Source organism: Pantoea stewartii (genome assembly GCF_011044475.1).
In the GTDB taxonomy this organism is placed as follows: Bacteria; Pseudomonadota; Gammaproteobacteria; order Enterobacterales; family Enterobacteriaceae; genus Pantoea; species Pantoea stewartii.
In genome coordinates this window covers 1824559-1845741 of sequence record NZ_CP049115.1, presented here as the reverse complement: position 1 = coordinate 1845741, position 21183 = coordinate 1824559, and the positions used below count along the sequence as shown (strand labels likewise).

The 21183-nt window shown below is 55.3% G+C and carries 21 protein-coding genes; 8 read left to right on the top strand and 13 right to left on the bottom strand.

What is annotated here, in order from left to right:
* Positions 1-10: 10 nt before the first annotated feature.
* From nrdE to G5574_RS08695, 4 genes are all read right to left on the bottom strand, one after another.
* Positions 11-2149, bottom strand: coding sequence for a class 1b ribonucleoside-diphosphate reductase subunit alpha (nrdE, locus tag G5574_RS08710; protein WP_072021703.1), 2139 nt, complete (start codon positions 2147-2149; stop codon positions 11-13).
* Positions 2128-2532 (bottom strand): class Ib ribonucleoside-diphosphate reductase assembly flavoprotein NrdI, encoded by a 405-nt coding sequence (nrdI, locus tag G5574_RS08705; protein ID WP_006120681.1) that lies wholly within the window; start codon positions 2530-2532, stop codon positions 2128-2130. Before nrdI ends, nrdE begins: the two co-directional genes overlap by 22 nt.
* A 4-nt stretch (positions 2533-2536) precedes the next feature.
* Positions 2537-2779: a redoxin NrdH gene (locus G5574_RS08700; RefSeq protein WP_006120680.1), complete on the bottom strand. Its 243-nt coding sequence runs from the start codon at positions 2777-2779 to the stop codon at positions 2537-2539.
* 292 nt (positions 2780-3071) lie between these two features.
* Positions 3072-3389: a DUF883 family protein gene (locus tag G5574_RS08695; protein WP_033739441.1), complete on the bottom strand. Its 318-nt coding sequence runs from the start codon at positions 3387-3389 to the stop codon at positions 3072-3074.
* Positions 3390-3540: 151 nt separating this feature from the next.
* Here G5574_RS08695 and G5574_RS08690 point away from each other — a divergent pair, with 151 nt between their 5' ends.
* The 4 genes from G5574_RS08690 (at position 3541) to G5574_RS08675 (ending at position 6861) form a co-directional block, all read left to right on the top strand.
* Positions 3541-3876, top strand: coding sequence for a DUF2002 family protein (locus tag G5574_RS08690; RefSeq protein ID WP_164482510.1), 336 nt, complete (start codon positions 3541-3543; stop codon positions 3874-3876).
* A gap of 137 nt (positions 3877-4013) precedes the next feature.
* Positions 4014-5420, top strand: coding sequence for an S-methylmethionine permease (gene mmuP / locus G5574_RS08685; protein ID WP_006120677.1), 1407 nt, complete (start codon positions 4014-4016; stop codon positions 5418-5420).
* Positions 5410-6345 carry a homocysteine S-methyltransferase gene (gene mmuM, locus G5574_RS08680; protein WP_164482509.1) on the top strand — a complete coding sequence of 312 codons (936 nt, stop codon included), beginning with the start codon at positions 5410-5412 and terminating at the stop codon, positions 6343-6345. The genes mmuP and mmuM overlap by 11 nt, the downstream gene beginning before the upstream one ends.
* Positions 6346-6441: 96 nt before the next feature.
* A complete protein-coding gene (locus tag G5574_RS08675; RefSeq protein ID WP_006120675.1) occupies positions 6442-6861 on the top strand; it encodes a hypothetical protein in 420 nt (139 codons plus the stop codon).
* On the opposite strand, the gene speG is transcribed toward G5574_RS08675, so the two are convergent.
* Genes speG through G5574_RS08645 form a run of 6 tightly spaced genes read right to left on the bottom strand, consistent with a single transcriptional unit; the run spans position 6862 to position 12395 of the window.
* Positions 6862-7407 carry a spermidine N1-acetyltransferase gene (speG, locus tag G5574_RS08670; protein WP_006120674.1) on the bottom strand — a complete coding sequence of 182 codons (546 nt, stop codon included), beginning with the start codon at positions 7405-7407 and terminating at the stop codon, positions 6862-6864.
* Between the two features lie 14 nt (positions 7408-7421).
* Positions 7422-8105, bottom strand: coding sequence for an ABC transporter ATP-binding protein (locus G5574_RS08665; RefSeq protein WP_164482508.1), 684 nt, complete (start codon positions 8103-8105; stop codon positions 7422-7424).
* Positions 8098-8925 (bottom strand): ABC transporter ATP-binding protein, encoded by an 828-nt coding sequence (locus tag G5574_RS08660; protein WP_033739435.1) that lies wholly within the window; start codon positions 8923-8925, stop codon positions 8098-8100. The genes G5574_RS08665 and G5574_RS08660 overlap by 8 nt, the downstream gene beginning before the upstream one ends.
* Positions 8915-9772: an ABC transporter permease gene (locus G5574_RS08655; RefSeq protein ID WP_054633264.1), complete on the bottom strand. Its 858-nt coding sequence runs from the start codon at positions 9770-9772 to the stop codon at positions 8915-8917. The genes G5574_RS08660 and G5574_RS08655 overlap by 11 nt, the downstream gene beginning before the upstream one ends.
* A complete protein-coding gene (locus G5574_RS08650) occupies positions 9769-10821 on the bottom strand; it encodes an ABC transporter permease (protein WP_164482507.1) in 1053 nt (350 codons plus the stop codon). Before G5574_RS08650 ends, G5574_RS08655 begins: the two co-directional genes overlap by 4 nt.
* Positions 10821-12395 carry an ABC transporter substrate-binding protein gene (locus G5574_RS08645; RefSeq protein WP_033739429.1) on the bottom strand — a complete coding sequence of 525 codons (1575 nt, stop codon included), beginning with the start codon at positions 12393-12395 and terminating at the stop codon, positions 10821-10823. Before G5574_RS08645 ends, G5574_RS08650 begins: the two co-directional genes overlap by 1 nt.
* Before the next feature lie 645 nt (positions 12396-13040).
* Between G5574_RS08645 and mgtA the strand changes: the two genes are divergently transcribed.
* The 4 genes from mgtA (at position 13041) to G5574_RS08625 (ending at position 18037) form a co-directional block, all read left to right on the top strand.
* Positions 13041-15743: a magnesium-translocating P-type ATPase gene (mgtA, locus tag G5574_RS08640; RefSeq protein WP_133745463.1), complete on the top strand. Its 2703-nt coding sequence runs from the start codon at positions 13041-13043 to the stop codon at positions 15741-15743.
* A gap of 474 nt (positions 15744-16217) precedes the next feature.
* Positions 16218-17000 (top strand): winged helix-turn-helix domain-containing protein, encoded by a 783-nt coding sequence (locus G5574_RS08635; protein ID WP_039340102.1) that lies wholly within the window; start codon positions 16218-16220, stop codon positions 16998-17000.
* Positions 16993-17457, top strand: a complete 465-nt coding sequence (locus G5574_RS08630) for a hypothetical protein (protein ID WP_164482506.1) — start codon at positions 16993-16995, stop codon at positions 17455-17457. Before G5574_RS08635 ends, G5574_RS08630 begins: the two co-directional genes overlap by 8 nt.
* Positions 17458-17782: 325 nt before the next feature.
* Positions 17783-18037: a FaeA/PapI family transcriptional regulator gene (locus tag G5574_RS08625; RefSeq protein WP_006120482.1), complete on the top strand. Its 255-nt coding sequence runs from the start codon at positions 17783-17785 to the stop codon at positions 18035-18037.
* Positions 18038-18210: 173 nt separating this feature from the next.
* Here G5574_RS08625 and eitC read toward each other — a convergent pair whose 3' ends face one another.
* Genes eitC through eitA form a run of 3 tightly spaced genes read right to left on the bottom strand, consistent with a single transcriptional unit; the run spans position 18211 to position 21004 of the window.
* On the bottom strand, positions 18211-18972 hold the full coding sequence (eitC, locus tag G5574_RS08620; RefSeq protein ID WP_164482505.1) for a siderophore ABC transporter ATP-binding protein EitC: 762 nt from the start codon (positions 18970-18972) through the stop codon (positions 18211-18213).
* Complete coding sequence (locus G5574_RS08615; RefSeq protein WP_033739425.1) at positions 18972-20006, bottom strand: FecCD family ABC transporter permease; 1035 nt, start codon at positions 20004-20006, stop codon at positions 18972-18974. Before G5574_RS08615 ends, eitC begins: the two co-directional genes overlap by 1 nt.
* Positions 20006-21004 carry a siderophore ABC transporter substrate-binding protein EitA gene (gene eitA, locus G5574_RS08610; protein ID WP_006120487.1) on the bottom strand — a complete coding sequence of 333 codons (999 nt, stop codon included), beginning with the start codon at positions 21002-21004 and terminating at the stop codon, positions 20006-20008. The genes G5574_RS08615 and eitA overlap by 1 nt, the downstream gene beginning before the upstream one ends.
* Positions 21005-21183: the final 179 nt, after the last annotated feature.

The following is a 21183-nucleotide window of genomic DNA, read 5'->3' as shown; positions in this document are numbered from 1 at the left end:
AACAGGTTTCTCACAGTGCACAGGAGACGCAGCCCTGCACTTCGGTGCCTTGCAGGGCCATCTGGCGCAGTCGAATGTAATAGAGCGTTTTGATACCTTTCTTCCAGGCGTATATCTGCGCTTTATTGATGTCGCGCGTGGTCACGTCGTCCCGGAAGAACAGGGTCAGTGACAGGCCCTGATCCACATGTCGGGTTGCCTCAGCGTAGGTATCAATAATGGCCTCCGGCCCAATCTGGTAGGCATCTTCATAGAACGCCAGATTGTCATTGGTCATGAAGGGGGCGGGATAGTATACGCGACCGGTTTTACCCTCTTTGCGGATCTCAATACGCGACACAATCGGATGAATACTGGAGGTGGCGTGATTGATGTAGGAGATCGACCCCGTGGGCGGGATAGCCTGCAGATTCTGATTGTATAAACCTGAGGTCATCACCGCTTCACGCAGCGCCAGCCAGTCTTCACGTCCGGGCAGCGTAATGCCCGCTTTGGCAAACAGGGCGGCAATACGGGCAGTGCGCGGCTGCCAGTCAGCGTTCAAATACTTGTCAAAGTAAGCGCCGGTGGCATAGGTCGAGGACTCAAAACCCTCGAAGGTTTGCTGGCGTGCTTTTGCCAGCTGATTCGAGGCGCGCAGCGCATAATAGGTCACACAGTAAAAATAGAGATTAGTGAAATCCAGTGCTTCCGGGGAACCATAGACGATGCCTTCCCGTGCCAGATAGCCATGCAGGTTCATCTGGCCCAGGCCGATCGCATGGGAACGCCGGTTACCTTCTGCAACGGAAGGCACGGACGCAATATCACTCATCTCTGATACCGCCGTCAGGGCGCGGATTGCCGTATCCACCGTCTGTGCGAGATTGCCCGAGTCCATCGCATGCGCGATATTCAGGGAACCCAGATTACAGGAAATGTCTTTTCCCACGCGGCGGTAGCTCAGGTCTTCATTAAACTCGCTGGCGCTGTTCACCTGCAAAATCTCTGAACAGAGGTTGCTCATATTAATGCGACCGGCAACAGGGTTATCGCGGTTGACGCTGTCCTCATACATGATGTAGGGATAACCCGATTCAAACTGAATTTCCGCCAGCGTCTGGAAGAAATCGCGCGGCTGAATATAGGTTTTACGAATGCGATCATCCGCCAGCATCTCGTGATATTTCTCACTGACGCTGATATCACCAAACGCCTGACCGTAGATCCGCTCCACATCGTAGGGCGAGAACAGCGCCATCGGCTGATTCTCTTTGGCAAGCTGGAAGGTGATGTCCGGGATCACCACGCCCAGCGACAAGGTTTTAATGCGGATTTTCTCGTCGGCGTTTTCGCGCTTGGTATCCAGAAAACGTAAAATGTCAGGATGGTGAGCACTGAGCCAGACTGCGCCCGCTCCCTGACGTGCGCCCAACTGGTTAGCATAGGAGAACGCATCTTCCAGCATTTTCATGACCGGAATGACGCCGGAAGACTGGTTTTCAATGCGCTTAATCGGCGCACCGGCCTCCCGCAGGTTCGACAACAGGAACGCCACGCCGCCGCCGCGTTTGGACAGCTGCAGGGCGGAATTCACCGCCCGGCCAATCGATTCCATATTGTCTTCAATACGCAACAGGAAGCAGGAAACCAGCTCGCCGCGCTGTTGCTTGCCGCAGTTAAGGAACGTCGGCGTGGCAGGCTGAAAACGGCCACTGAGGATTTCCGCCAGCACTGCGCGTGCCAGGCTTTCGTCGCCCCGTGCCAGCGTCAGTGCCACCATACAGGCACGCTGCGCAAAGGTTTCCAGATAACGCTTGCCGTCAAATGTCTTCAGCGTGTAGCTGGTGTAGTACTTCCACGCGCCTAAAAAGGTTTTGAACTCAAAACCCCATGCGTCGGCTTCATCGTGCAGGGCACACAGGAAGTCAAAATCGTACTGATTCAGCACGTCCGCTTCATAGTAGCCTTCTGCAACCAGATAGCGCAGGCGCTCGGCTACGCTGGCAAAGTGCAGCGTATTGGGTTGCACGTGCTGAATAAGGAACTGTCGCGCCGCCTGCTGATCCTTTTCAAACTGAATACGGCCATCGGCGTCGTACAGATTCAGCATGGCGTTCAGCGCATGGTAGTCCAGCGCAACGTTGTTCAGAGTGTCTGTTGTTGCCAAAATTGGGTTACTCCCGCTTTTACATTGGCGATATCGTCCGGCGTTCCCATCAGTTCAAACCGATACAGGTAGGGAACCTGGCATTTCTTAGCAATGATGTCGCCCGCCAGGCAGTAGCCTTCACCGAAGTTACGGTTACCGGCCGCGATCACGCCGCGCAGACCGCGACGATTGGCTTCATCATTAAGAAACTGAATCACCTGTCTGGGCACGGCGCCGCGATGACTGCCACCGCCATAGCTCGGCACCACCAGAATATAAGGCTGGTGAATATGCAGCGGTTGCTTGCTCTCAATCGGTATGCGGTGCGCGGGCAGGCCCAGACGGGTAATAAACCGATGGGTGTTTTCCGACTGGCTGGAAAAATAGACCAGTGGGAACATGTGACTACCCGCCGATGGTCGTGGTTTGGGTTAAACGGGCTATCTTGTCAGGACGAAAGCCACTCCAGTGATCGTCATGGGTCATCACCACGGGCACCTGGCGATAGCCCAGCGCTTTCAGGCTGTCGATTGCGTCCGGCTGGGTATCCAGATTGATCAGTTGGTAATCAATGCCGTGGCGATCCAGTGCATTCTTCGTGGCATTACACTGGACACAGTGGTTTTTAGTGTAAATAATAATGCGCATGATTCGTATTCCTCTTTCATTGCGGTCCTGCTGCGAATAACGACGTGTATATCCCTGAATCAGGCTTCGTTCGTGCAAACATCTTGTGGGCTGACAATGAAATGAATACTAGATGTAGTATTTGTGGCGGTCAATAGCACCATATGTATGGTTAATCGCGATTATCGCGGCAAGCCAGGCCTGGCGCGCTCTGCCACCCGAAAAATAAATTTGTAAAGCTGGTTGCTCAAAAAACAGGCATAAAAAAGCCCCACTCAGTGAGCGAGGCGGATGATAACGGGGTGGAACAGCGTTAGCGGCGTGAAACCAGTAGTGCGCCTAACACAATGCCGACGGCCGCGCCGATACCGACACCGTACCAGGGTTTGTCATGGACATACGCGTCAACCTGATAGCCGGCATCGCGGGCCACCTGCGTGACACGGTTACCGCCGCCGTTCAGTTTTGCCCGGGTTTGCTTAAGCAGGGCTTCAGCCTGACTGCGCGCAGAATTGACTTCGTCTTTGGCCTCGCTGCCGTAAGACTTCAGCAGGGCTTCAAGTGAATCTGCCAACTCATTAACATCCTGATTGATATCAATGTCATCGTTTTTTTGCGTTCGATTAAACATTTTTGGCTCCCTTGTCATTAACACGTAATACTCAGTGTAGACCACGTTTTGCTTAACGAGGCGCGGGACGACCCTTTAGGGAAAATTCCGAATGCCCGTACAGCCACGCTGATGTAAGGTTGCGTGGCTTTTGAAGAGGAGAGGATCAAGCATGTATTTACGACCAGATGAGGTAGCGCGCGTCCTGGAAAAAGTGGGCTTTGAAGTCGATGAAATTACCCCCCGTGCGTACGGCTATCGTCGTGGCGACAACTATGTTTACGTCAATCGCGAAGCGCGCATGGGGCGCACGGCGCTGGTCATCCACCCGACGTTAAAAGAAAAAAGTCAGCCTTTCGCCGAACCGGCCTCAGAAATGAAAATCTGTGATCACTACACACAGTTCCCTCTCTACCTGGCCGGTGATACGCAGGAACACTACGGTATTCCGCACGGTTTCAGTTCGCGAATGGCGCTGGAACGCTACCTGCAAAGCGTGTTTGGCTAACGCATTCCGCCCCGTTATCACGGGGCACCGATCCCGGCCTTTCTGGCACCTTACCGCTTCGCCCGTTGCATTTCGGCGCGACGACGCGTATAAATCTGCTGCATATAGATGTTTAGACGTCCATATGGATGAGGTTTATGAGCGAGCAGAATACGTCTTCGCAGGGTCAGTTCAAGCGAACCATGAAAGTACGCCACCTGGTGATGTTATCGCTGGGCGGCGTGATCGGTACGGGCCTGTTTTTTAACACCGGCTACATCATTTCCACGACAGGGGCCGCCGGTACGCTGCTGGCTTATCTGATTGGCGCGCTGGTGGTCTGGCTGGTCATGGCCTGCCTGGGCGAGTTGTCCGTGGCGATGCCCGAAACCGGCGCATTCCACGTCTATGCGGCCCGCTATCTGAGTCCGGCAACCGGCTATACCGTGGCCTGGCTCTACTGGCTGACCTGGACCGTCGCGCTGGGGTCCAGCCTGACGGCGGCAGGGTTCTGTATGCAGTACTGGTTTCCGCATGTGCCGGTCTGGATCTGGTGCCTGGTCTTCTGTATTGCCATCTATCTGCTGAACGTGATTTCTACCCGCTTCTTTGCGGAGGGGGAATTCTGGTTTTCCATCATCAAGGTCATCACCATTGTCGCCTTTATCGTCCTGGGCGGTGCAGCCATGTTCGGGTTTATTCCCATGAAGGACGGTACGCCAGCACCCGGCCTGAGCAATCTTACCGCGCACGGCTGGTTGCCTAACGGTGTGTTGCCGATCATCATGACCATGGTGGCGGTGAACTTTGCCTTTTCCGGCACTGAGTTAATCGGTATTGCCGCCGGTGAAACCGAAAACCCGCAAAAAGTCGTGCCGCTGGCTATTCGTACCACCGTTGCTCGTCTTATCCTGTTCTTTGTCGGCACCGTCTTCGTGCTGGCGGCGCTGATCCCGATGGATCAGGCCGGTATCGTCAAAAGCCCGTTTGTGCTGGTATTTGAGAAAATCGGTATTCCATGGGCGGCGGATATCATTAACTTTGTTATCCTCACGGCTATCCTGTCAGCGGCGAACTCGGGCCTGTATGCTTCGGGCCGGATGCTGTGGTCGCTGGCCAATGAAAACACCTTGCCGCGCGCCTTCGCCCGGGTAAATAAACGTGGCGTACCGCTGCTGGCTATCACCGTCAGCATGATTGGCGGGCTGCTGGCGCTGTTTTCCAGTGTGGTCGCGCCGGACACCGTATTTGTGGCGCTGTCTGCTATCTCTGGCTTTGCCGTCGTGGCGGTGTGGCTCAGCATCTGTGCATCGCACTATGTTTTCCGTCGCCGCCATGTGCAGCAGGGCAAAGCGCCAGCGGACCTGATTTACCGCGCGCCGCTCTATCCGTTTACGCCGATTCTGGGCTTTTTACTCTGCCTGCTGGCCTGTGCCGGGCTGGCGTTTGATCCCTCACAGCGCATTGCCCTGTGGTGCGGAATTCCGTTTGTGCTGTTTTGCTATGGCGCTTACCATGTGACCCACAAAAAATCACAGGCTAAGGAGGCCAGAGATGTCGCGTAATCCTGTATCACACGCACTGCAGCAGTCTGCTCCGTTGATTCTGGATGGGGCGCTGGCGACTGAGCTGGAAACCCGGGGCTGCGATCTGACGGATGCGTTGTGGTCCGCGAAAGTGCTGATGGAAAATCCTGAGCTGATTTACCAGGTGCACTATGACTATTTTGCTGCTGGCGCGCGCTGCGCGATTACCGCCAGCTATCAGGCGACGCCACAAGGCTTTGCGGCACGCGGTTTGAACGAACAGCAGTCGCTGGCGCTGATCGCACAAAGCGTCGAACTGGCTCAACGTGCCCGCGCAGATTACCTGGCGACGCAGACAGACGACAGGATATTGCTGGTAGCAGGCTCGGTGGGCCCTTATGGCGCGTTTCTGGCGGACGGGTCGGAATATCGCGGCGACTATACGTTGCCCGAAGCCGAGATGATGGCGTTTCATCGCCCCCGGATAGCTGTCTTGCTGGCAGCGGGCGTGGATGTGCTGGCCTGTGAAACCCTGCCTTCGTTTGCCGAAGCGCAGACGCTGGTCAACCTGCTGCGCGAATTCCCTGACAGCTGTGCCTGGTTCTCCTTTACGCTGCGTGATGCGGAACACCTCAGCGATGGCACGCCGCTTCGTGACGTTGCGGCCTACCTGAATGCGCAGCCGCAGGTTATTGCCGTGGGGATCAACTGCATCGCGCTGGACAGTGTCACACCCGCTCTGCAGCAGCTTCAGCGCCTGACAGAGAAGCCCCTGGTGGTGTATCCCAATTCAGGTGAGCAGTACGATGCCAACAGCAAAAGCTGGCACTCCGCGCCCTCAGGTTGCACGCTGCATGACAAATTTGCCGAATGGCAGCAGGCCGGCGCCCGACTGATTGGCGGCTGCTGCCGCACCTCACCCCGTGACATCGCGGCGATTGCCCGCCATTGTCAACCGCAATAAAGCAGCAGAATCGGGCGATGATAGCCCGATTGAGAAGGATGAAAAGGTGGGAAGGGCGGTTTACACTGTGCTTCCTGACTTTTATCGGATCCTGCCATGAAACAGCACATTCTGGCTCTCGCTGCCGCGATGCTACTGAGCGGTTGCGCCACCATTGTTGGCAACGAAACCCAATCGGTTCTGATCGATTCGCAGCCGCCCGGCGCGCGTTTTACCGTACAGGATGAAACTGGTCGTCCGGTTGCGGAAGGCTATACGCCAAAAACCGTCATCCTGGAAAAATCCACCCATCGCTATTTTGGTAAAAAGCACTATTTGCTGATGCTGGAAAGTCCGGGCTACGTGCCCGTCACGGTGCCGATCGAAGCCCGTGCCAACCTGTGGTACCTGCTGGGGAATATTCCACTGCTGGGCTTCCCCGGCTGGCTGCTGGTCGATCCGTTCTACGGGGGCATGTATAACCTGGAACCCGAGCATCCAAAGCCTTACATGAACCCGGTCGGCGCACGCGGCTGATTACTGGGCGGTAGGTTTTACCATACCGCCCGGTGCTTTATGGCGTTCCAGATACTGATGCTGGAAAATGCACATACGAATGGTGTTGCGGTATTCGCCATTGATAAAGAATTCGTGTTTAAGCACGCCTTCAATCTCAAAGCCCAGTTTGCTGTAGATGTGGATGGCTTTCTCATTTTCCTGATCGACGATCAGGTAGAGCTTATACAGATTCAGCACGGAAAAACCGTAATCCATCGCCAGCTTCGCCGCCTGGGTGGCCAGACCTTTGCCCTGATGCGCCGGATCAATGATGATCTGAAATTCAGCGCGGCGGTGAACATGGTTAATCTCCACTAACTCCACCAGCCCCGCTTTTTGCCCCTCATGCTCAACCACGAAGCGCCGTTCGGTCTGATCGTGAATGTGCTTATCGTACAGATCGGACAATTCCACGAAGGCTTCATACGGCTCTTCGAACCAGTAGCGCATGACGCTGGCGTTGTTATCCAGCTGATGCACAAAGTGAAGATCTTCTCGTTCCAGTGGGCGAAGTCGGATGCTCATGGTTTTTCCTTGCATCAGGCTGAGTCGGCAATCTGCTCAACGATCCGTCCCTGCGCCATCCGGACGGCACGGTCACACATGTGATCAATCACACCGGGATCGTGGCTGACCAGCACCATCGTCAGACCATCCTGACGCTTAAGATCGTTAAGCAGATTGAGAATCTCAGCCTGGATTGACATATCCAGTGCCGATGTTGGCTCATCCAGCAGCAGTATTTTGGGCTGCAGCAACAGGGCGCGCACGATAGCTACACGCTGGCGCTGACCGCCGGACAACTGATGAGGATAGCGATCGGCCAGCGACGGATCCAGCCCCACATGGCGAAATCCCTCATGAATACGATCGTCGATGTTGTCCCGTTTCAGCAGGTTGAGCGGCTCGGACAGCGTACGGCGCAGGCGATGGCGGGGATGCAGGGAGGCATAGGGATCCTGAAACACCATCTGCACCTCCTGACGCAGCGCGCCGGTAAAGCTTTTGCCCGGCAGAACTTTGTGCCCTGCCAGTTGCATGTCCCCCTGCCAGTGCGGATTCAGTCCGGCCATCACCCACAGCAGCGATGACTTGCCGCAGCCAGACGGGCCGACCAGACCAAAACACTCGCCCGCGTTAACCTGCAGGTTAACGTCGTGTACGACGGTGCGCAGATCGTAACCCTGTTTGTGTGACACGCTCAGGTGTTGCAGATTAATCATGGTGAGCCTCCAGCGCTGCGCGGTCCAGCACCGGTAGTGGTTGTCCGTGCGTGGCTTTACTGGGGCGGCAGGACCACAGCGTTCGAGTGTAGGGATGGGTTGCGCGCGGCAAATCCGCCGCAGGCAGCGTATCCAGCACGCGACCTTTGTACATTACCATCACGCGCTCGCAGTGCTCTGAGACCTGTTGCAGATCATGGCTAATTAGCAGCAGGCCCATGTTGCGGGACTCCACCAGCTCACGAATCAGCGACAGCACCTGATCGCGCATGGCGTGATCCAGTGCGGATGTCGGCTCGTCGGCAATCAAAAAGGCCGGATCGGTAATCAGGGCGATGGCCAGCATCACGCGTTGTCCCATCCCGCCGGACAGCTGATGCGGATAAACCTGCATCAACTGGCGCGGATTAGGCAGGCCGACGGCATCCAGCATGTCGCACACCTTTTCTTTGCGCGCTGCGCGGCTCAGGCGACGGTGCAGAATCAGCGGCTCTTCCACCTGCCAGCCGATCGTCCGTGACGGATTCAGCGCATATTTGGGGTCTTGCATGACCATGGCCACGCGCTCGCCCCGCAGCTTACTCCAGCCGCGCTCGTTCAGGGCCAGGGCATTTTCACCCGCGACCTGAAGCTGGCTGGCCTGCAGATGCAGGGCAGGGGACAGTAAGCCCATTAACGTCCGGGCGGTCAGCGATTTACCCGAACCGGATTCACCAACCAGCGCCACCCGCTCCCGCCCGATGGAGAAACTGATATTGTCGACCAGCGTCGCCGCCTCGCTGCGGATGCTAAGTGACTCCACAAGAATGTTATTTTGCATGTCGGGTATCCAGTCGGTCACGCAGGCCATCGCCTGTCAGGTTAAACGCCAGGCTGGCAAACAGAATGGCCGCGCCGGGAGCCGCCGCCACCCACCACTGGTCAAAGATCACCTTACTGCCTTCCGCAACCATTGAGCCCCACTCGGCGGTAGGCGGTTGCACGCCCATGCCCAGAAAGCCCAGTCCGGCAGCGGCCAGGATAATCCCGCCCAGGCTCAGCGCCGCGCGCACCACGGCGGTGGGCAGGCACAGCGGCAGAATATGGCCGAACATCAGGCGAAAGCCGGTAATGCCTTGCATACGGGCGGCGGCCAGATAGTCACTGCGCCGCAGCGCCAGGGTTTCGGCGCGCGCCTGACGGGCAAACGGCGGCCAACTGGTCAGCGCCAGCGCCAGCGCACCGTTCATCAGGCCCGGTCCCATAATGGAAACCAGCGCCAGGGCAATCACCAGGTTTGGCAGTGAAAGAAAAATATCGGTGATGCGCATTAAGACGCGCTCGGTCCAGCCGCCCGTATAGCCGGCGGTAATGCCCACCAGCAGGCCCACCGGGATAGTGAGGATCAGAATCAGTGATACCAGCAGCAGCGTCGGACGTGCACCATAGATTACCCGTGAGAGCAGGTCGCGGCCAAAGCCATCGGTGCCAAACCAGTGTGCAGCCGAAGGCGGCAGCAGGCGGCTGGAGATGGTTTGCAGATTGGGATCGTAAGGCGCGATGAGCGGTGCCAGCACTGCCATCAGAATGACAATCGCCACCAGCGTTAACCCGATGGTTAACGAGGTGATGCGTCGGCGGCTGCGTCGTGGTCGCACCGTTTCAAGTTCAGTAAGTTGTTGCGTCATCGTGTTCTCGGATCGGTTAACCAGGTGAGGGCGTCCGCCAGCGCATTGATCAGAATAAAACAGCTTCCAATCAACAGAGTGGCCCCCAGAATGGCTGGCACATCGCCAGAGAAGAGCGCATTGGTCATATAGCGCCCTACGCCAGGCCAGGCAAACACGGTTTCTGTCAGCACCGAGCCTTCCAGCAGCGTGGCGTAGGACAGCGCAATCACGGTAATGAGCGTACCCAGCACGTTCGGGAAGATATGGCGCAGCAGAATCCGCACCCGGCCCGCGCCTTTTGCCCGCGCCAGCACCACGTACTCTTTACTGCTCTCTTCCAGCAGCGCCGCGCGCAGCAAACGGGTAATGCCCGCCATCGCCAGCAGGCCCAAAATCACCACCGGCAACCAGAGATGGGCCACCGCGTTCCAGAAAATTTCCCGGTCGCCCGACAGCCAGCTGTCAATCAGCACAAAGCCGGTTTTCGGCTCCAGCGTATAGGCCCAGATATCATCCAGCCGTCCCGGTCCGGCAGACCAGTGCAGCACCGCATAAAACAGCAATAAGCCCAGCAGGCCCAGCCAGAAGACCGGCACGGAGTAACCCAACAGGGAGATAAAGCGTGTCACGTTATCGATCACGCTGCCGGGTTTCCAGGCGGCCAGCAACGCCAGTGTAACGCCAAAGATCACGGCAAAAATCATTGCGCAGGTGGCCAGCTCAATGGTGGCCGGAAACGTCTGCAACAGGTCGCTGCTGACGGGCTGATTCGTCAGACGGGAAACGCCGAGATCGCCGCGCATCAGATGCGCAATGTAGTGCCAGAACTGCATCAGTACCGGCTGATCCAGCCCGAGATCGTGACGAACCTGCGCATAGGTCGCTTCACTGGCATGATCGCCCGCGATTTGCTGTACCGGATCGATCGGCGAGAGATGCGACAGCATAAAGGTAAACGCCAGCAATCCTGACAGGGTGATTACCAGTGACAGTAAGCCTGATGAAAGGCGGCCAGCGCGCCGCCAAAAATGCCGGGCGGACCCGGCAGAAGAGGCAGAGTGTGCCATTACTTAGTAACCTGCGAATAGTAAACCATGTCCGGGTTAATGCCCTGAACGTAGCCTTTAAGGTTATCGCGCAGGGCGATAAGGTTTTTCGCCTGCAGTCCAATAACATAAGGCGAGCTTTTCAGCACTTCACGTTGCATCGCCTGGTAAAGTTCAACGCGTTTTTTCGGATCGCTTTCGGCGGTTGCAGCCAGCACCTGCTTATTCAGCTCTGGAATATGCCAGTCAGAACGGTAAGCAATCGTCTTGCTGCCATCTTCCGGGTTGTAGGCGAACGACGAGGCGTTGGTATTCGGATCAAAGTAGTCTGCGCCCCAGGCGTTGATCGTGCCTTCGTAGTTATGCGCTTTGACGCGGGTAGAAACTTCAGAGCTCAGTCCCGGCAACACTTCCACTTTTACGCCGCCTTTAGCAAAGCTGCCCTGCAGGGCCTGGGCAATATCCAGATACGGGGGCTGATTGCTGGTGGACAGGGTAAAGCTGACATTCGTCAGGCCGGCTTTTTTCAGGATCGCTTTCGCTTTTTCCGGATCGTAACTGTACGGGTTGTCGTTTAAGGCACCCAGAAAACCTTTCGGCAGAAACGTCTGGTGCACATCGAACTGCCCTTTCAGCAGCTGTCCGGCAATGCCTTTATAGTCGAACAGGTAGCGTGCCGCTTCCCAGAAGGCCGGGTTTTTTAACGCCGGATTGTTTTTGTTGCCAATGTTGAACTGGATGTAATACAGCGAGGCCATCGGAATCGCGTCGGTTTTCACACCGCTTTTGCCCTGCAGCGAGGCAATCTGGTCTGCCCCCAGGTTACGGGCGATGTCAGCGTCGCCTTGCTCAAGCAGCAACCGGCGGGCCGCCGGTTCCGGCACATTTTTGATCAGAATATTTTTAATCTTCGGCGCGCCGGCCGGTGACGTCGGGTTGGCGGTCAGGATCACGGCCTGATGCATCACCACTTTACGAATCTGGTAAGGGCCGCTACCGGCAGAGTTGGTGGCCAGCCAGCCGTTACCGAAATCGCCTTTTTCGGCGTGCGCGCTGACAGTTTTTTCATCGACGATGGAGGAAACCGGTGCGGACAGCAGGCTAAGAACGTAAGCCGGGCTGACGTTCGCCGTCCAGCTAATCTGCACATGGTTGTCATCAACCTTTTTCAGGAAGCCATCCACATTATCTTTGTTCCAGCCGAGCTGGGTCAGAATAAAGGAAGGATCCAGATTCAGTTTCACCACGCGCCCCAGCGAGAAGATCACATCTTCCGGGCGCAGGGGATTGCCGCTGGCGAATTTGGCGTCTTTACGCAATGCAAACGTCAGGCTGCGGTTATCGCTACCTGGCTGCCAGGATGTCGCCAGGGTCGGTTTTAAATCTGTGGGGTTTTGTGGATCCGACTGCACCAGGCGCTGATAAATGTTGGTAAACGCTTGCACGCTGGTCAGTTCAAACCCTTTCGCCGGATCAAAGCTGTCTGCATCGTCTGTTGACTGTACGACGACCAGGGTATCTTTTGGTGTGGCGGCGTTAACGCTGAATGCGGTGGCCAGTGACAAGGCCAGTAATGATGGAATTATTTTTTTCATGGAAAATCCTTGCCTGAGAAAGTAACGCGAGTGTACGAAAGGGCTCATGCAAAGAATAGTCGATTATGGGCTAATGATATGCAAAAAAGTTATAACAAATGCAGCACGGTTATAAGGCTGGTCAGGCGGGCATGCTGAAGTCACAACGGTTAATAAACGAAACCGGGATTGAACCGTTATTTTTCTTTACCCGAACGGGGCTGGGATTATACTAAGCGAAAATAGTCGCAGGAGTCATACTTTGGACAGTCACCCTAAATACGTTATTACTCCGGCAAGCTAACTGCATTTCGCTGCTTGCCACCTGGCGGGCAGCAATCTTCTCTGTACGATCCGATTGCTCTCCCTGAAATACACGCTGTAGTCACTGCGAGAGCGCATTATGTTTATGTATATTCAGGCACTTTTTCCTCCGCCTCGACAGGCGTAGCCGCGGGCTGCGCACCCTTTCTCATACAGTCATTTTTTGTGCGTTTATTTAGCCAGGTCCGGTATTGCGCGGTATTTTTATTTTTCTGCGCGGCGGACGTGCGCGCTTATTTATTAAAAACTGACTGAACCTCTTTACCGGAAATAACCGGACATACAGGCATGCTTTATTTTGCATGCAGGATATCTGTTGCTTTAAATCAGGGAGATGTCGACATGAGCGACATGAAACTCGAACACGCCGCGATGATTCACAACCGCCAGCGTACACTTAAAAAAACCAAAACGCCCTTTGCCATTGAACGCGAAGCACGCAATCGCACCGATGTCACGCTGAGCAACCTCCACAGCAGCTATGAGGGCCTGACGCACACGGAAGCCCGGGCGCGATTGGGTGATTATGGTCGCAATGAGGTGGTGCATGAAAAAGCGCCTTCCGCGTTTGTCCAGCTGATCCTGGCCTTTAACAATCCGTTCATCTATGTGCTGATGGTGCTGGCACTGGTCAGCTGGGTAACCGATTACTGGCTACCGCTGCGGGCCGGTCAGGACACCGATCTGTCTGGCGTGATCATCATACTTACCATGGTAACGCTCAGTGGACTGCTGCGTTTCTGGCAGGAGTTCCGTACCAACCGCGCCGCGCAGGCTTTAAAGTCGCTGGTTCGCACGCAGGTTACCGTACTGCGTCGTGAAGAAGGCAGCACGACTGGCCGCCGTCACGATATCGATATGCGTGAACTGGTGCCCGGCGATGTGATTTTATTGAGTGCGGGCGATCTGGTGCCGGCCGACGTGCGTTTGCTGGCCTCGCGCGATCTGTTTATCAGCCAGGCGATCCTGACCGGTGAATCGCTGCCCGTTGAGAAAAACGATCTCAGCGCAGGTGAAGAGATCGCAGAGCAGCCCGGTCGCAGCGTACTGGAGCTCAGAAACAGCTGTCTGATGGGGACCAATGTCGCCAGCGGCACGGCTCGCGCACTGGTTGTCGCCACCGGCAGTGAAACCTGGTTTGGTTCGCTGGCGGCCTCGCTCTCAGGTCGTCGTCCGCAGACCGCGTTTGACCGTGGCGTAAACAGCGTGTCCAGACTGCTGATCCGCTTCATGCTGGTGATGGTGCCGGTTGTCTTACTGATCAACGGCTTTACTAAAGGCGACTGGATGGACGCCACCTTGTTCGCGTTGGCGGTTGCCGTCGGTCTGACCCCCGAAATGCTGCCGATGATCGTCAGTGCCAATCTGGCCAAAGGCGCGATTGCGATGTCACGGCGCAAAGTCATCGTTAAACGGCTGAACGCGATTCAAAACCTCGGTGCAATGGATGTGCTGTGTACCGATAAAACCGGCACGCTGACGCAGGACAACATTTTTTTGTCGGCACACCTGAACGGGGAAGGCGTAGAGGATGCGCGCGTATTGCTGCTGGCCTGGCTCAACAGCAGCAGCCAGAGCGGGGCAAAAAATTTGATGGACCGCGCGGTACTGAAATTTGGAGAGCAAACCCTGTCTGCGGCCCAGTGCAGCCAGTTTCAGAAGGTGGATGAGCTGCCTTTTGACTTCGTCCGCCGTCGTGTCTCTGTGGTGGTGGAAGATCTGCAAACGCACCGTCCACTGTTAATCTGCAAAGGGGCGGTCGAGGAAATGCTGGCTGCTGCGACCACACTACGTCAGGGCGAGTCGGTCATTCCGCTGTGCGAACAGAAACGCGTCGAACTGTTGAACCTGACGCAGCATTATAATCAGCAAGGCTTTCGCGTCCTCCTGGTGGCAACCCGTGAACACGGCATAGCGCTGCCACTCAGCAGCAATGATGAGTGCGAGCTGACCATTGAAGGGATGCTGACCTTTCTGGATCCGCCTAAGGAGAGCGCGGGCAAAGCGATTCAGGCGCTGAAAGACAGTGGTGTGAAGGTCAAAGTGCTGACAGGCGACAATCCGCTGGTGACGTTGCGCGTCTGTCAGGAAGTGGGGCTGGCTTCTGAAGCCATGCTGACCGGCAATGAGATTGATGACATGAGCGACGCGGTGCTGCGCACGGAAGTGGAGCGCTGCATGATTTTCACCCGGCTGACGCCGCAGCAAAAGTCACGCGTGCTTAAACTGCTGCAGCAGAATGGTCATACCGTCGGTTTCCTCGGCGATGGCATCAACGATGCGCCTGCGCTGCGCGAGGCTGATGTGGGGATCTCTGTCGATACGGCGACGGACATTGCCAAAGAGTCATCGGACATTATCTTGCTGGAAAAAGATTTGGCTGTGCTGGGCGAAGGTGTCCTCAAAGGGCGCGAAACCTTCGGCAATATCATCAAGTACCTGAACATGACGGCCAGCTCGAATTTCGGCAACGTGTTCTCCGTACTGATTGCCAGCGCATTTATTCCTTTTCTGCCCATGCTGTCTATCCAGTTGCTGATTCAGAACCTGATGTATGACATCTCTCAACTGGCTCTGCCCTGGGACAAGATGGATCGCGAGTTTTTACGTAAACCGCGTAAGTGGGATGCCGGTAACATCAAGCGCTTTATGCTGTGGATGGGGCCTACATCGTCTATTTTCGATGTCACGACCTTTGCGCTGATGTGGTACGTCTTCGGGGCAAATCATGAAAGCGCCCAGTCGCTTTTCCAGTCTGGCTGGTTTGTGGAAGGGTTATTGTCTCAAACGCTGGTGGTGCATATGTTGCGGACGCAGAAGATTCCCTTTATTCAGAGCTGCGCCCGGCTGCCGGTGCTGCTGACCACGATGGGTATCTGTGCGGCGGGTATCCTGCTGCCGTTCTCTTCGCTGGGTACGCTGGTGGGATTAGTTCCGCTGCCCTGGCACTATTTCCCCTGGCTGGTGCTCACCCTGTTTAGCTACTGTCTGGTGGCGCAGGGAATGAAGATGGCGTACATCAAACGCTTTGGCCGCTGGTATTAAATGCTTCATCCGTAAAAACATCGCCGGTCAATGCCACAAGGTGAGGGTGGCATTGACCGGTTTTCCCTCTGTGCGCATCTGCACGGCCCGTCTTCGTGAACTTGTGCTACATCATTGCAAAAAACGTGATGTCGATAACGTAGACGAACCTTTCTGCCATTCCCGCTCTTGCCGTGGCGTTCTCTGATACAATTACAGCGAAATTATTTAACCTGACCTGACAATATCCGGGTTGGAGGGATCTGCCGTCATCATGCGTGTTAGCTCAGCGAACGGACACGTATCTGAGCGCCGCCCGTTTCCCCGGCCGGTAATGCACACTGCCCGCCACGTCAGAAGATTTTGCTCAGTGGCCATGCATACCACACCCGGCCGGCGCTGATGATGCGCGGACTTTTTTGCCCGATGATTGAGGATCGTTATCCCGCATGCGTTGTTGTTTACTGCCTTGCCTGTGTGTTGCCGGAGCCTGAAATGCAGCAGACAGAATATGTAATTGAAGGTCTGGTTCGGTTTTCACCCGCTCAGGGACGACTGTGCCTGGTCGAGTCCAGTGAAACCAGCGTGCCCTTATCGCCTGCCTGCAATCATTTACTGGAAATGTTTCTGAAAAGCCCCGGCGTGGTGCTGGCCCGGGAACATATTCTTGATAATTTCTGGCAGGAAACGGGCGCAACGCCTTCGTTCAACAGCCTGAATGCCTATGTATCGTCTATTCGACGCGGTTTTGCCTCACTGGGCATCAGCCAGGACGTTATCACCACCGTTTATAAAGTGGGCTTTGTTTTCAATCCCACGCTGGCGATTCAAACGACGCACCTTGAGCCGGAACTGGCGGCTCCCACTGCGGATCCGGTCTCTCCGACGGCGGCTCTGCCGCGACGCGACCGTCGTTATTACGCTGCAGGTATTGCGGTGCTCCTGCTGGCAGGCATGACTGTGCTGGTGCTGTCTTCCCTCCGGCCTGAAAAATCGATCGCGCCTGTCAGCGTGGCAGACGTCAACGGCTGCGAGGTACTCTATCTGCCGGTGCATCCGGGGGAATCGGCTTTCCCGCCGGAACCCGTGTGGCGCAAAATCATCGCCAGCAGCGGCATGCCCTGTCAGAAGGGCGGCAAATATCTGTTTTACGCGGACAGAAACGTGACGGCCGGCCACTGGGGCAATGTCTACGTCGCTTACTGCCGCCACGTAACGGGCGGCCAGGCCTACTGCTCAAACTATTCTGAACTCGGATGGCGGGCAGAGAATGAATAAGAAGAACGTCGTGTCGCTCAGTCTGGTTTTGCTCTGTGCCATCCTGGTTATTGCGGGAGGCCTGTACTATGTAAAATCGCAACGCGCCATGTTCGAATTTACCTGCGCAGCGAATTTTCAACAGCGCGATCTCACCCGGAATTATCATCTGGATGCCAGCTTTGTGCTGACGCTGCGTCATTCCGGAGAAGGTATGGTGTCCGTTGATGGAACGGTCTATCAAGCGGGAAATACGTATATCTTAAGACGTAATGTCGAATTTCAGTATTCACCCTATATCCAGTCACTTTATAAGCTCGACCACTATAGTGTGAGTCGCGGTCTGCGCGACAACGTACCGGAAAATATATTAAACAGCCACTTTGCCTATCTCTATATTTCGAAAATAAAAGTAATGGAGGATGCGATATTGGTAGGCAGTCGGGTATTACCTCTTATCGTTTGTCATACCCGCTAATGGCGTTGTCCGCAGGCGCGGGTAGCGCCGTTTCGCACGTCCTTGCCCTGTGGAATGTACGCGGGTTTACGCCTCCTTCTGGTGGCTACCCTGCACAGCGAGCGTCTCTTGTGTGGAATTTAATTTTATATAAATTTATAAAAACAGTTTTTCCTTTCTAAGATTAACCATTCTAAGGTGTTTGTGGCTATTTTAGCCCCGTAATTGTTAAATCCTCATATCGGCAGCATGCCCGGGTTCGTTACAGCCTGGCGCTGTAACGAAATAACAGACATAGCCGGAAAATTTAATTTTTGAGGTGTTAACACTTTACGGGGAAACGGCCATGAAAGAGCTTGCTTATAAAATTCAATGTGACGCGAAATGGAATCAGCTTCAGGACACTGAGAAAAAACCACAGATGAAAGACGTCATTATGTGTCTTATTAAAAAACAGTCGGAAGGCATATTAACCCGGGACGTCGCCGATGAGTGCGATATGTCTATTTACGCTGCAAGAAACTGGCTGTTAAAACTGGAAAACAGTGGACTGCTAAAAAGAGAGGCCGGAACCAAATCCTGTAAATGGTTTATTCTTTAGTGTTTCCCGTGCGTGCTCCCGATGACCTGACGCTCACCGGCAACCGTGCGTGACTGCACAGGCGGGATGTGCCGCAGGGAAAGAAGCCCGTCATAACGCGGCAACGGACGCGCCCGCGCGCGCGTCAGACTGATGGCCGGTAACCGGCCGTCCTGACGGCGCGCCGCGGGGATTCACACATAGAAATGAATATGTTTTTTACCATGTACCGGGGACGTCTCGATCTGTGTTTTGACCCTGAACACGTCCCACAGCAGTGACTCCGTGAGAATCTCATCCGGCGTGCCCTGCGCCACCACGCCCCCGTGCAGCATAATGATAAGACGATCGCAAAACAGCGCGGCATGGTTCAGATCGTGAATTGCCACAATGCTGGTGACCGGTAGCTCGCTGATCAGCTTCATCAGCTGAATCTGGTGGTGAATATCCAGATGGTTGGTGGGCTCATCAAGCAGAATTTCATTCGGTGCCTGAGCAAGGGCCCGGGCGATATGCACGCGTTGCCGTTCTCCGCCAGACAGGCTCTGCCAGCCCTGATCGCAACGTGAGGCCATATCCACACGTTTCAGTGCGGCATCGACGATGTCGTCGTCCTGGTGGGTCCAGCTGGAAAACGGCGAGTGATGCGGAATGCGGCCCAGTTTGACGATATCGCGCACACGCATATTGGCACTGGTTAACGCATGTTGTTCAACGAAGGCGACACGGCGGGCAAGCTGTTTGCGGGCAATGGACGACAGGTCCTTGCCATCCAGCAGCACTTTGCCCTTTTGTTGCTTACGCAGGCCAGCCAGAAGACGAAGCAGGGAGGATTTGCCTGAGCCATTTGGCCCCAGTAATCCCACCGTTTCGCCCGGCGATACCGCCAGGGAAACGTCATTAACGATGATTTTTTTCCCCACCTGCCAGGTAAGGTGTTCGGCGCTAATGCTCATTATTGATTCCTGGAGCGATAAATAATAACGGCAAAGAATGGCACACCCACCAGCGCGGTAACCACGCCCACCGGCAGGCTTTGGGGGGCAATCAGCATGCGAGAGGCAATATCCGCCAGCACCATCAAAATCGCACCCGCGATAGCACAGGCCACCAGCAGGCGGCTGTGCAGAGGACCGAAGAAGAAGCGCATCACATGCGGCACCACCAGCCCGACAAAGCCAATTGAGCCGGCCATGCTGACAATCGTGGCGGTCATCAGGGCGGTTGCCGTGAACAGCACCAGACGAACCACGCCAACCGGAATACCTAACGAAGCCGCGGCATCGTCGCCAAAGGTGAAGGCATCCAGCGCGCGCGCATAATAGAGACAGACCGCTAAACCGACCAGCACGACCACGACCACCAACTGAAACTCCGGCCAGCGTACGCCGCTAAAGCTGCCCAGCAGCCAGAACATGACGTCGCGCGCCTGCTGCGCATTCGCCGAGGTACTGATGGTGTAAGCGGTTATCGCATTAAAGAGTTGCGATGCCGCAACGCCCGCCAGAATCGTGCGCTCCGTCCCGCCACGTGCGCCATTGGTCAGCAGGGCAACAAACGCAAAAGCCGCAAAGGCACCGGTAAAGGCACCCAGCGAAAGGGAGATGGCACCCGCGCCGACGCCCGAGACCACAATCAACACCGCCCCGGTTGATGCGCCAGCCGAAACCCCTAACACGTAGGGTTCGGCCAGTGCATTCTTCAGCAGGCTCTGTAACACCGCCCCGCAGATCGCCAGACCTGCCCCACTGAATGCGGCAACCAGCGCCCGGCTTAAACGGAAATCCCAGATCACGCTTTCATGGATACGGTTAACGGGCACCGCCGTCATTCCCAGTTTATTGGTGACGGTATAAAAGACGGATTTTAGCGGTATTGATAACTCGCCTACGCTGACGCCCAGTGCAATCACCACAACCAGCACGACAAGGGCGAGGATCGCAATGGCGATAAACCCCACTCGTCGTGCCTGAACAACCCCTTCACTCATTAATTCAGGCCCATCTTACGTAACTGCTCTGCAACCTGTTCTGCACCATAAATCGTACGAATCGTCGGGTTCATTGCCTGACCGTCCATCACGACAATATGGCCTTTCTTCACGGCATCGAGCTGGCTCACGGCCGGATCGCTTTTCAGGAACTTAATCTTTTCTTCGGCGCTATCCAGCTTCCAGCGATTACGATCAAGGCTGGTGACCACGATGACATCCGGATTGGCGGCAATGATACTTTCCCAACTGACAGTGGGCCACTCGGTTTCGGTGGTAATGGCATTATGGCCGCCCAGCAGATCGGCGATAAAGCCGGAGGCACCATTTTTACCGCCCACGTAGGCATCCGCGGTGGGGGAGGAGCTGGAGAACCAAAACACGAAAGACAGGTCTTTCTTGCCTTTAGGAAAGGCTTTTCTCAGGGCGCTTTCACGCTTTTTAAAGTCGTTGATCACCTGCTGTCCGCGATCTTCAACGTTAAAGATTTTGGCAAAATCGGCGATTTCTTCGTAAACATAGGCCATATTCCACAGCGTCGAACGGCTGCCATAAATATCGCCGGTATTCTGCTTCGTGGCACACATGCCTGGTGACAGGTAGGTGTTTATGCCAACGGACTCAAAGTCTTCGCGTTTGGCAACTTTACTGCTCGGCCCCATCAGTAGCTGAATCTGGGCAGCCACAAAATCGGGGTTTTTCGCCAGGATGGATTCCAGCGTAGGGATTTCCACCGTCAGTACCGGCACTTTCGCATTCTTTTCAGCAAGCTCAGGTAACACTTTGGTCGGCCAGAATGCGCTCGCCACCATTTTATCCTGCAGCCCCAGCAGCAGCATGATTTCCGCCGTATTTTGCCCAAGCGCTACGACGCGCGCTGGCGCTTTAGTAAAGGTTTCCTTCTGACCACAGTTTTCGATGGTCAACGGATAGGTGGTGGCCCAGGCGGAACTCGTCGTGAGGAAAATAAAACTTAACAGGCTAAGCATTTTTTTCATTGGTGTTTTCCATCATTAAATGAGACGGCATGCCGTAACGATTCTGGCGCGGCGAATTTTATCAGACATAAAATGTAAATAGAAATCATTATTATATGAGTTGATATTTAACAAAAACGCATAAAATTTACTTCAGTTATTAGCCGGGAAAGAAATATCAGCGCAGCAATAAAGATAAA

Bases quoted from the DNA above. Each gene is read 5' to 3' on its own strand.
- speG (WP_006120674.1), bottom strand. From the start codon at position 7,407: ATGAGCATCCGACTTCGCCCACTGGAACGAGAAGATCTTCACTTTGTG.
- G5574_RS08700 (WP_006120680.1), bottom strand. From the start codon at position 2,779: ATGCGCATTATTATTTACACTAAAAACCACTGTGTCCAGTGTAATGCC.
- G5574_RS08650 (WP_164482507.1), bottom strand. From the start codon at position 10,821: ATGGCACACTCTGCCTCTTCTGCCGGGTCCGCCCGGCATTTTTGGCGG.
- G5574_RS08695 (WP_033739441.1), bottom strand. From the start codon at position 3,389: ATGTTTAATCGAACGCAAAAAAACGATGACATTGATATCAATCAGGAT.
- G5574_RS08665 (WP_164482508.1), bottom strand. From the start codon at position 8,105: ATGATTAATCTGCAACACCTGAGCGTGTCACACAAACAGGGTTACGAT.
- G5574_RS08690 (WP_164482510.1), top strand. From the start codon at position 3,541: ATGTATTTACGACCAGATGAGGTAGCGCGCGTCCTGGAAAAAGTGGGC.
- G5574_RS08635 (WP_039340102.1), top strand. From the start codon at position 16,218: ATGCAGCAGACAGAATATGTAATTGAAGGTCTGGTTCGGTTTTCACCC.
- mmuP (WP_006120677.1), top strand. From the start codon at position 4,014: ATGAGCGAGCAGAATACGTCTTCGCAGGGTCAGTTCAAGCGAACCATG.
- G5574_RS08645 (WP_033739429.1), bottom strand. From the start codon at position 12,395: ATGAAAAAAATAATTCCATCATTACTGGCCTTGTCACTGGCCACCGCA.
- mgtA (WP_133745463.1), top strand. From the start codon at position 13,041: ATGAGCGACATGAAACTCGAACACGCCGCGATGATTCACAACCGCCAG.
- G5574_RS08660 (WP_033739435.1), bottom strand. From the start codon at position 8,925: ATGCAAAATAACATTCTTGTGGAGTCACTTAGCATCCGCAGCGAGGCG.
- G5574_RS08655 (WP_054633264.1), bottom strand. From the start codon at position 9,772: ATGACGCAACAACTTACTGAACTTGAAACGGTGCGACCACGACGCAGC.
- nrdI (WP_006120681.1), bottom strand. From the start codon at position 2,532: ATGTTCCCACTGGTCTATTTTTCCAGCCAGTCGGAAAACACCCATCGG.
- G5574_RS08675 (WP_006120675.1), top strand. From the start codon at position 6,442: ATGAAACAGCACATTCTGGCTCTCGCTGCCGCGATGCTACTGAGCGGT.
- G5574_RS08615 (WP_033739425.1), bottom strand. From the start codon at position 20,006: ATGAGTGAAGGGGTTGTTCAGGCACGACGAGTGGGGTTTATCGCCATT.
- eitA (WP_006120487.1), bottom strand. From the start codon at position 21,004: ATGAAAAAAATGCTTAGCCTGTTAAGTTTTATTTTCCTCACGACGAGT.
- G5574_RS08625 (WP_006120482.1), top strand. From the start codon at position 17,783: ATGAAAGAGCTTGCTTATAAAATTCAATGTGACGCGAAATGGAATCAG.
- eitC (WP_164482505.1), bottom strand. From the start codon at position 18,972: ATGAGCATTAGCGCCGAACACCTTACCTGGCAGGTGGGGAAAAAAATC.
- G5574_RS08630 (WP_164482506.1), top strand. From the start codon at position 16,993: ATGAATAAGAAGAACGTCGTGTCGCTCAGTCTGGTTTTGCTCTGTGCC.
- mmuM (WP_164482509.1), top strand. From the start codon at position 5,410: ATGTCGCGTAATCCTGTATCACACGCACTGCAGCAGTCTGCTCCGTTG.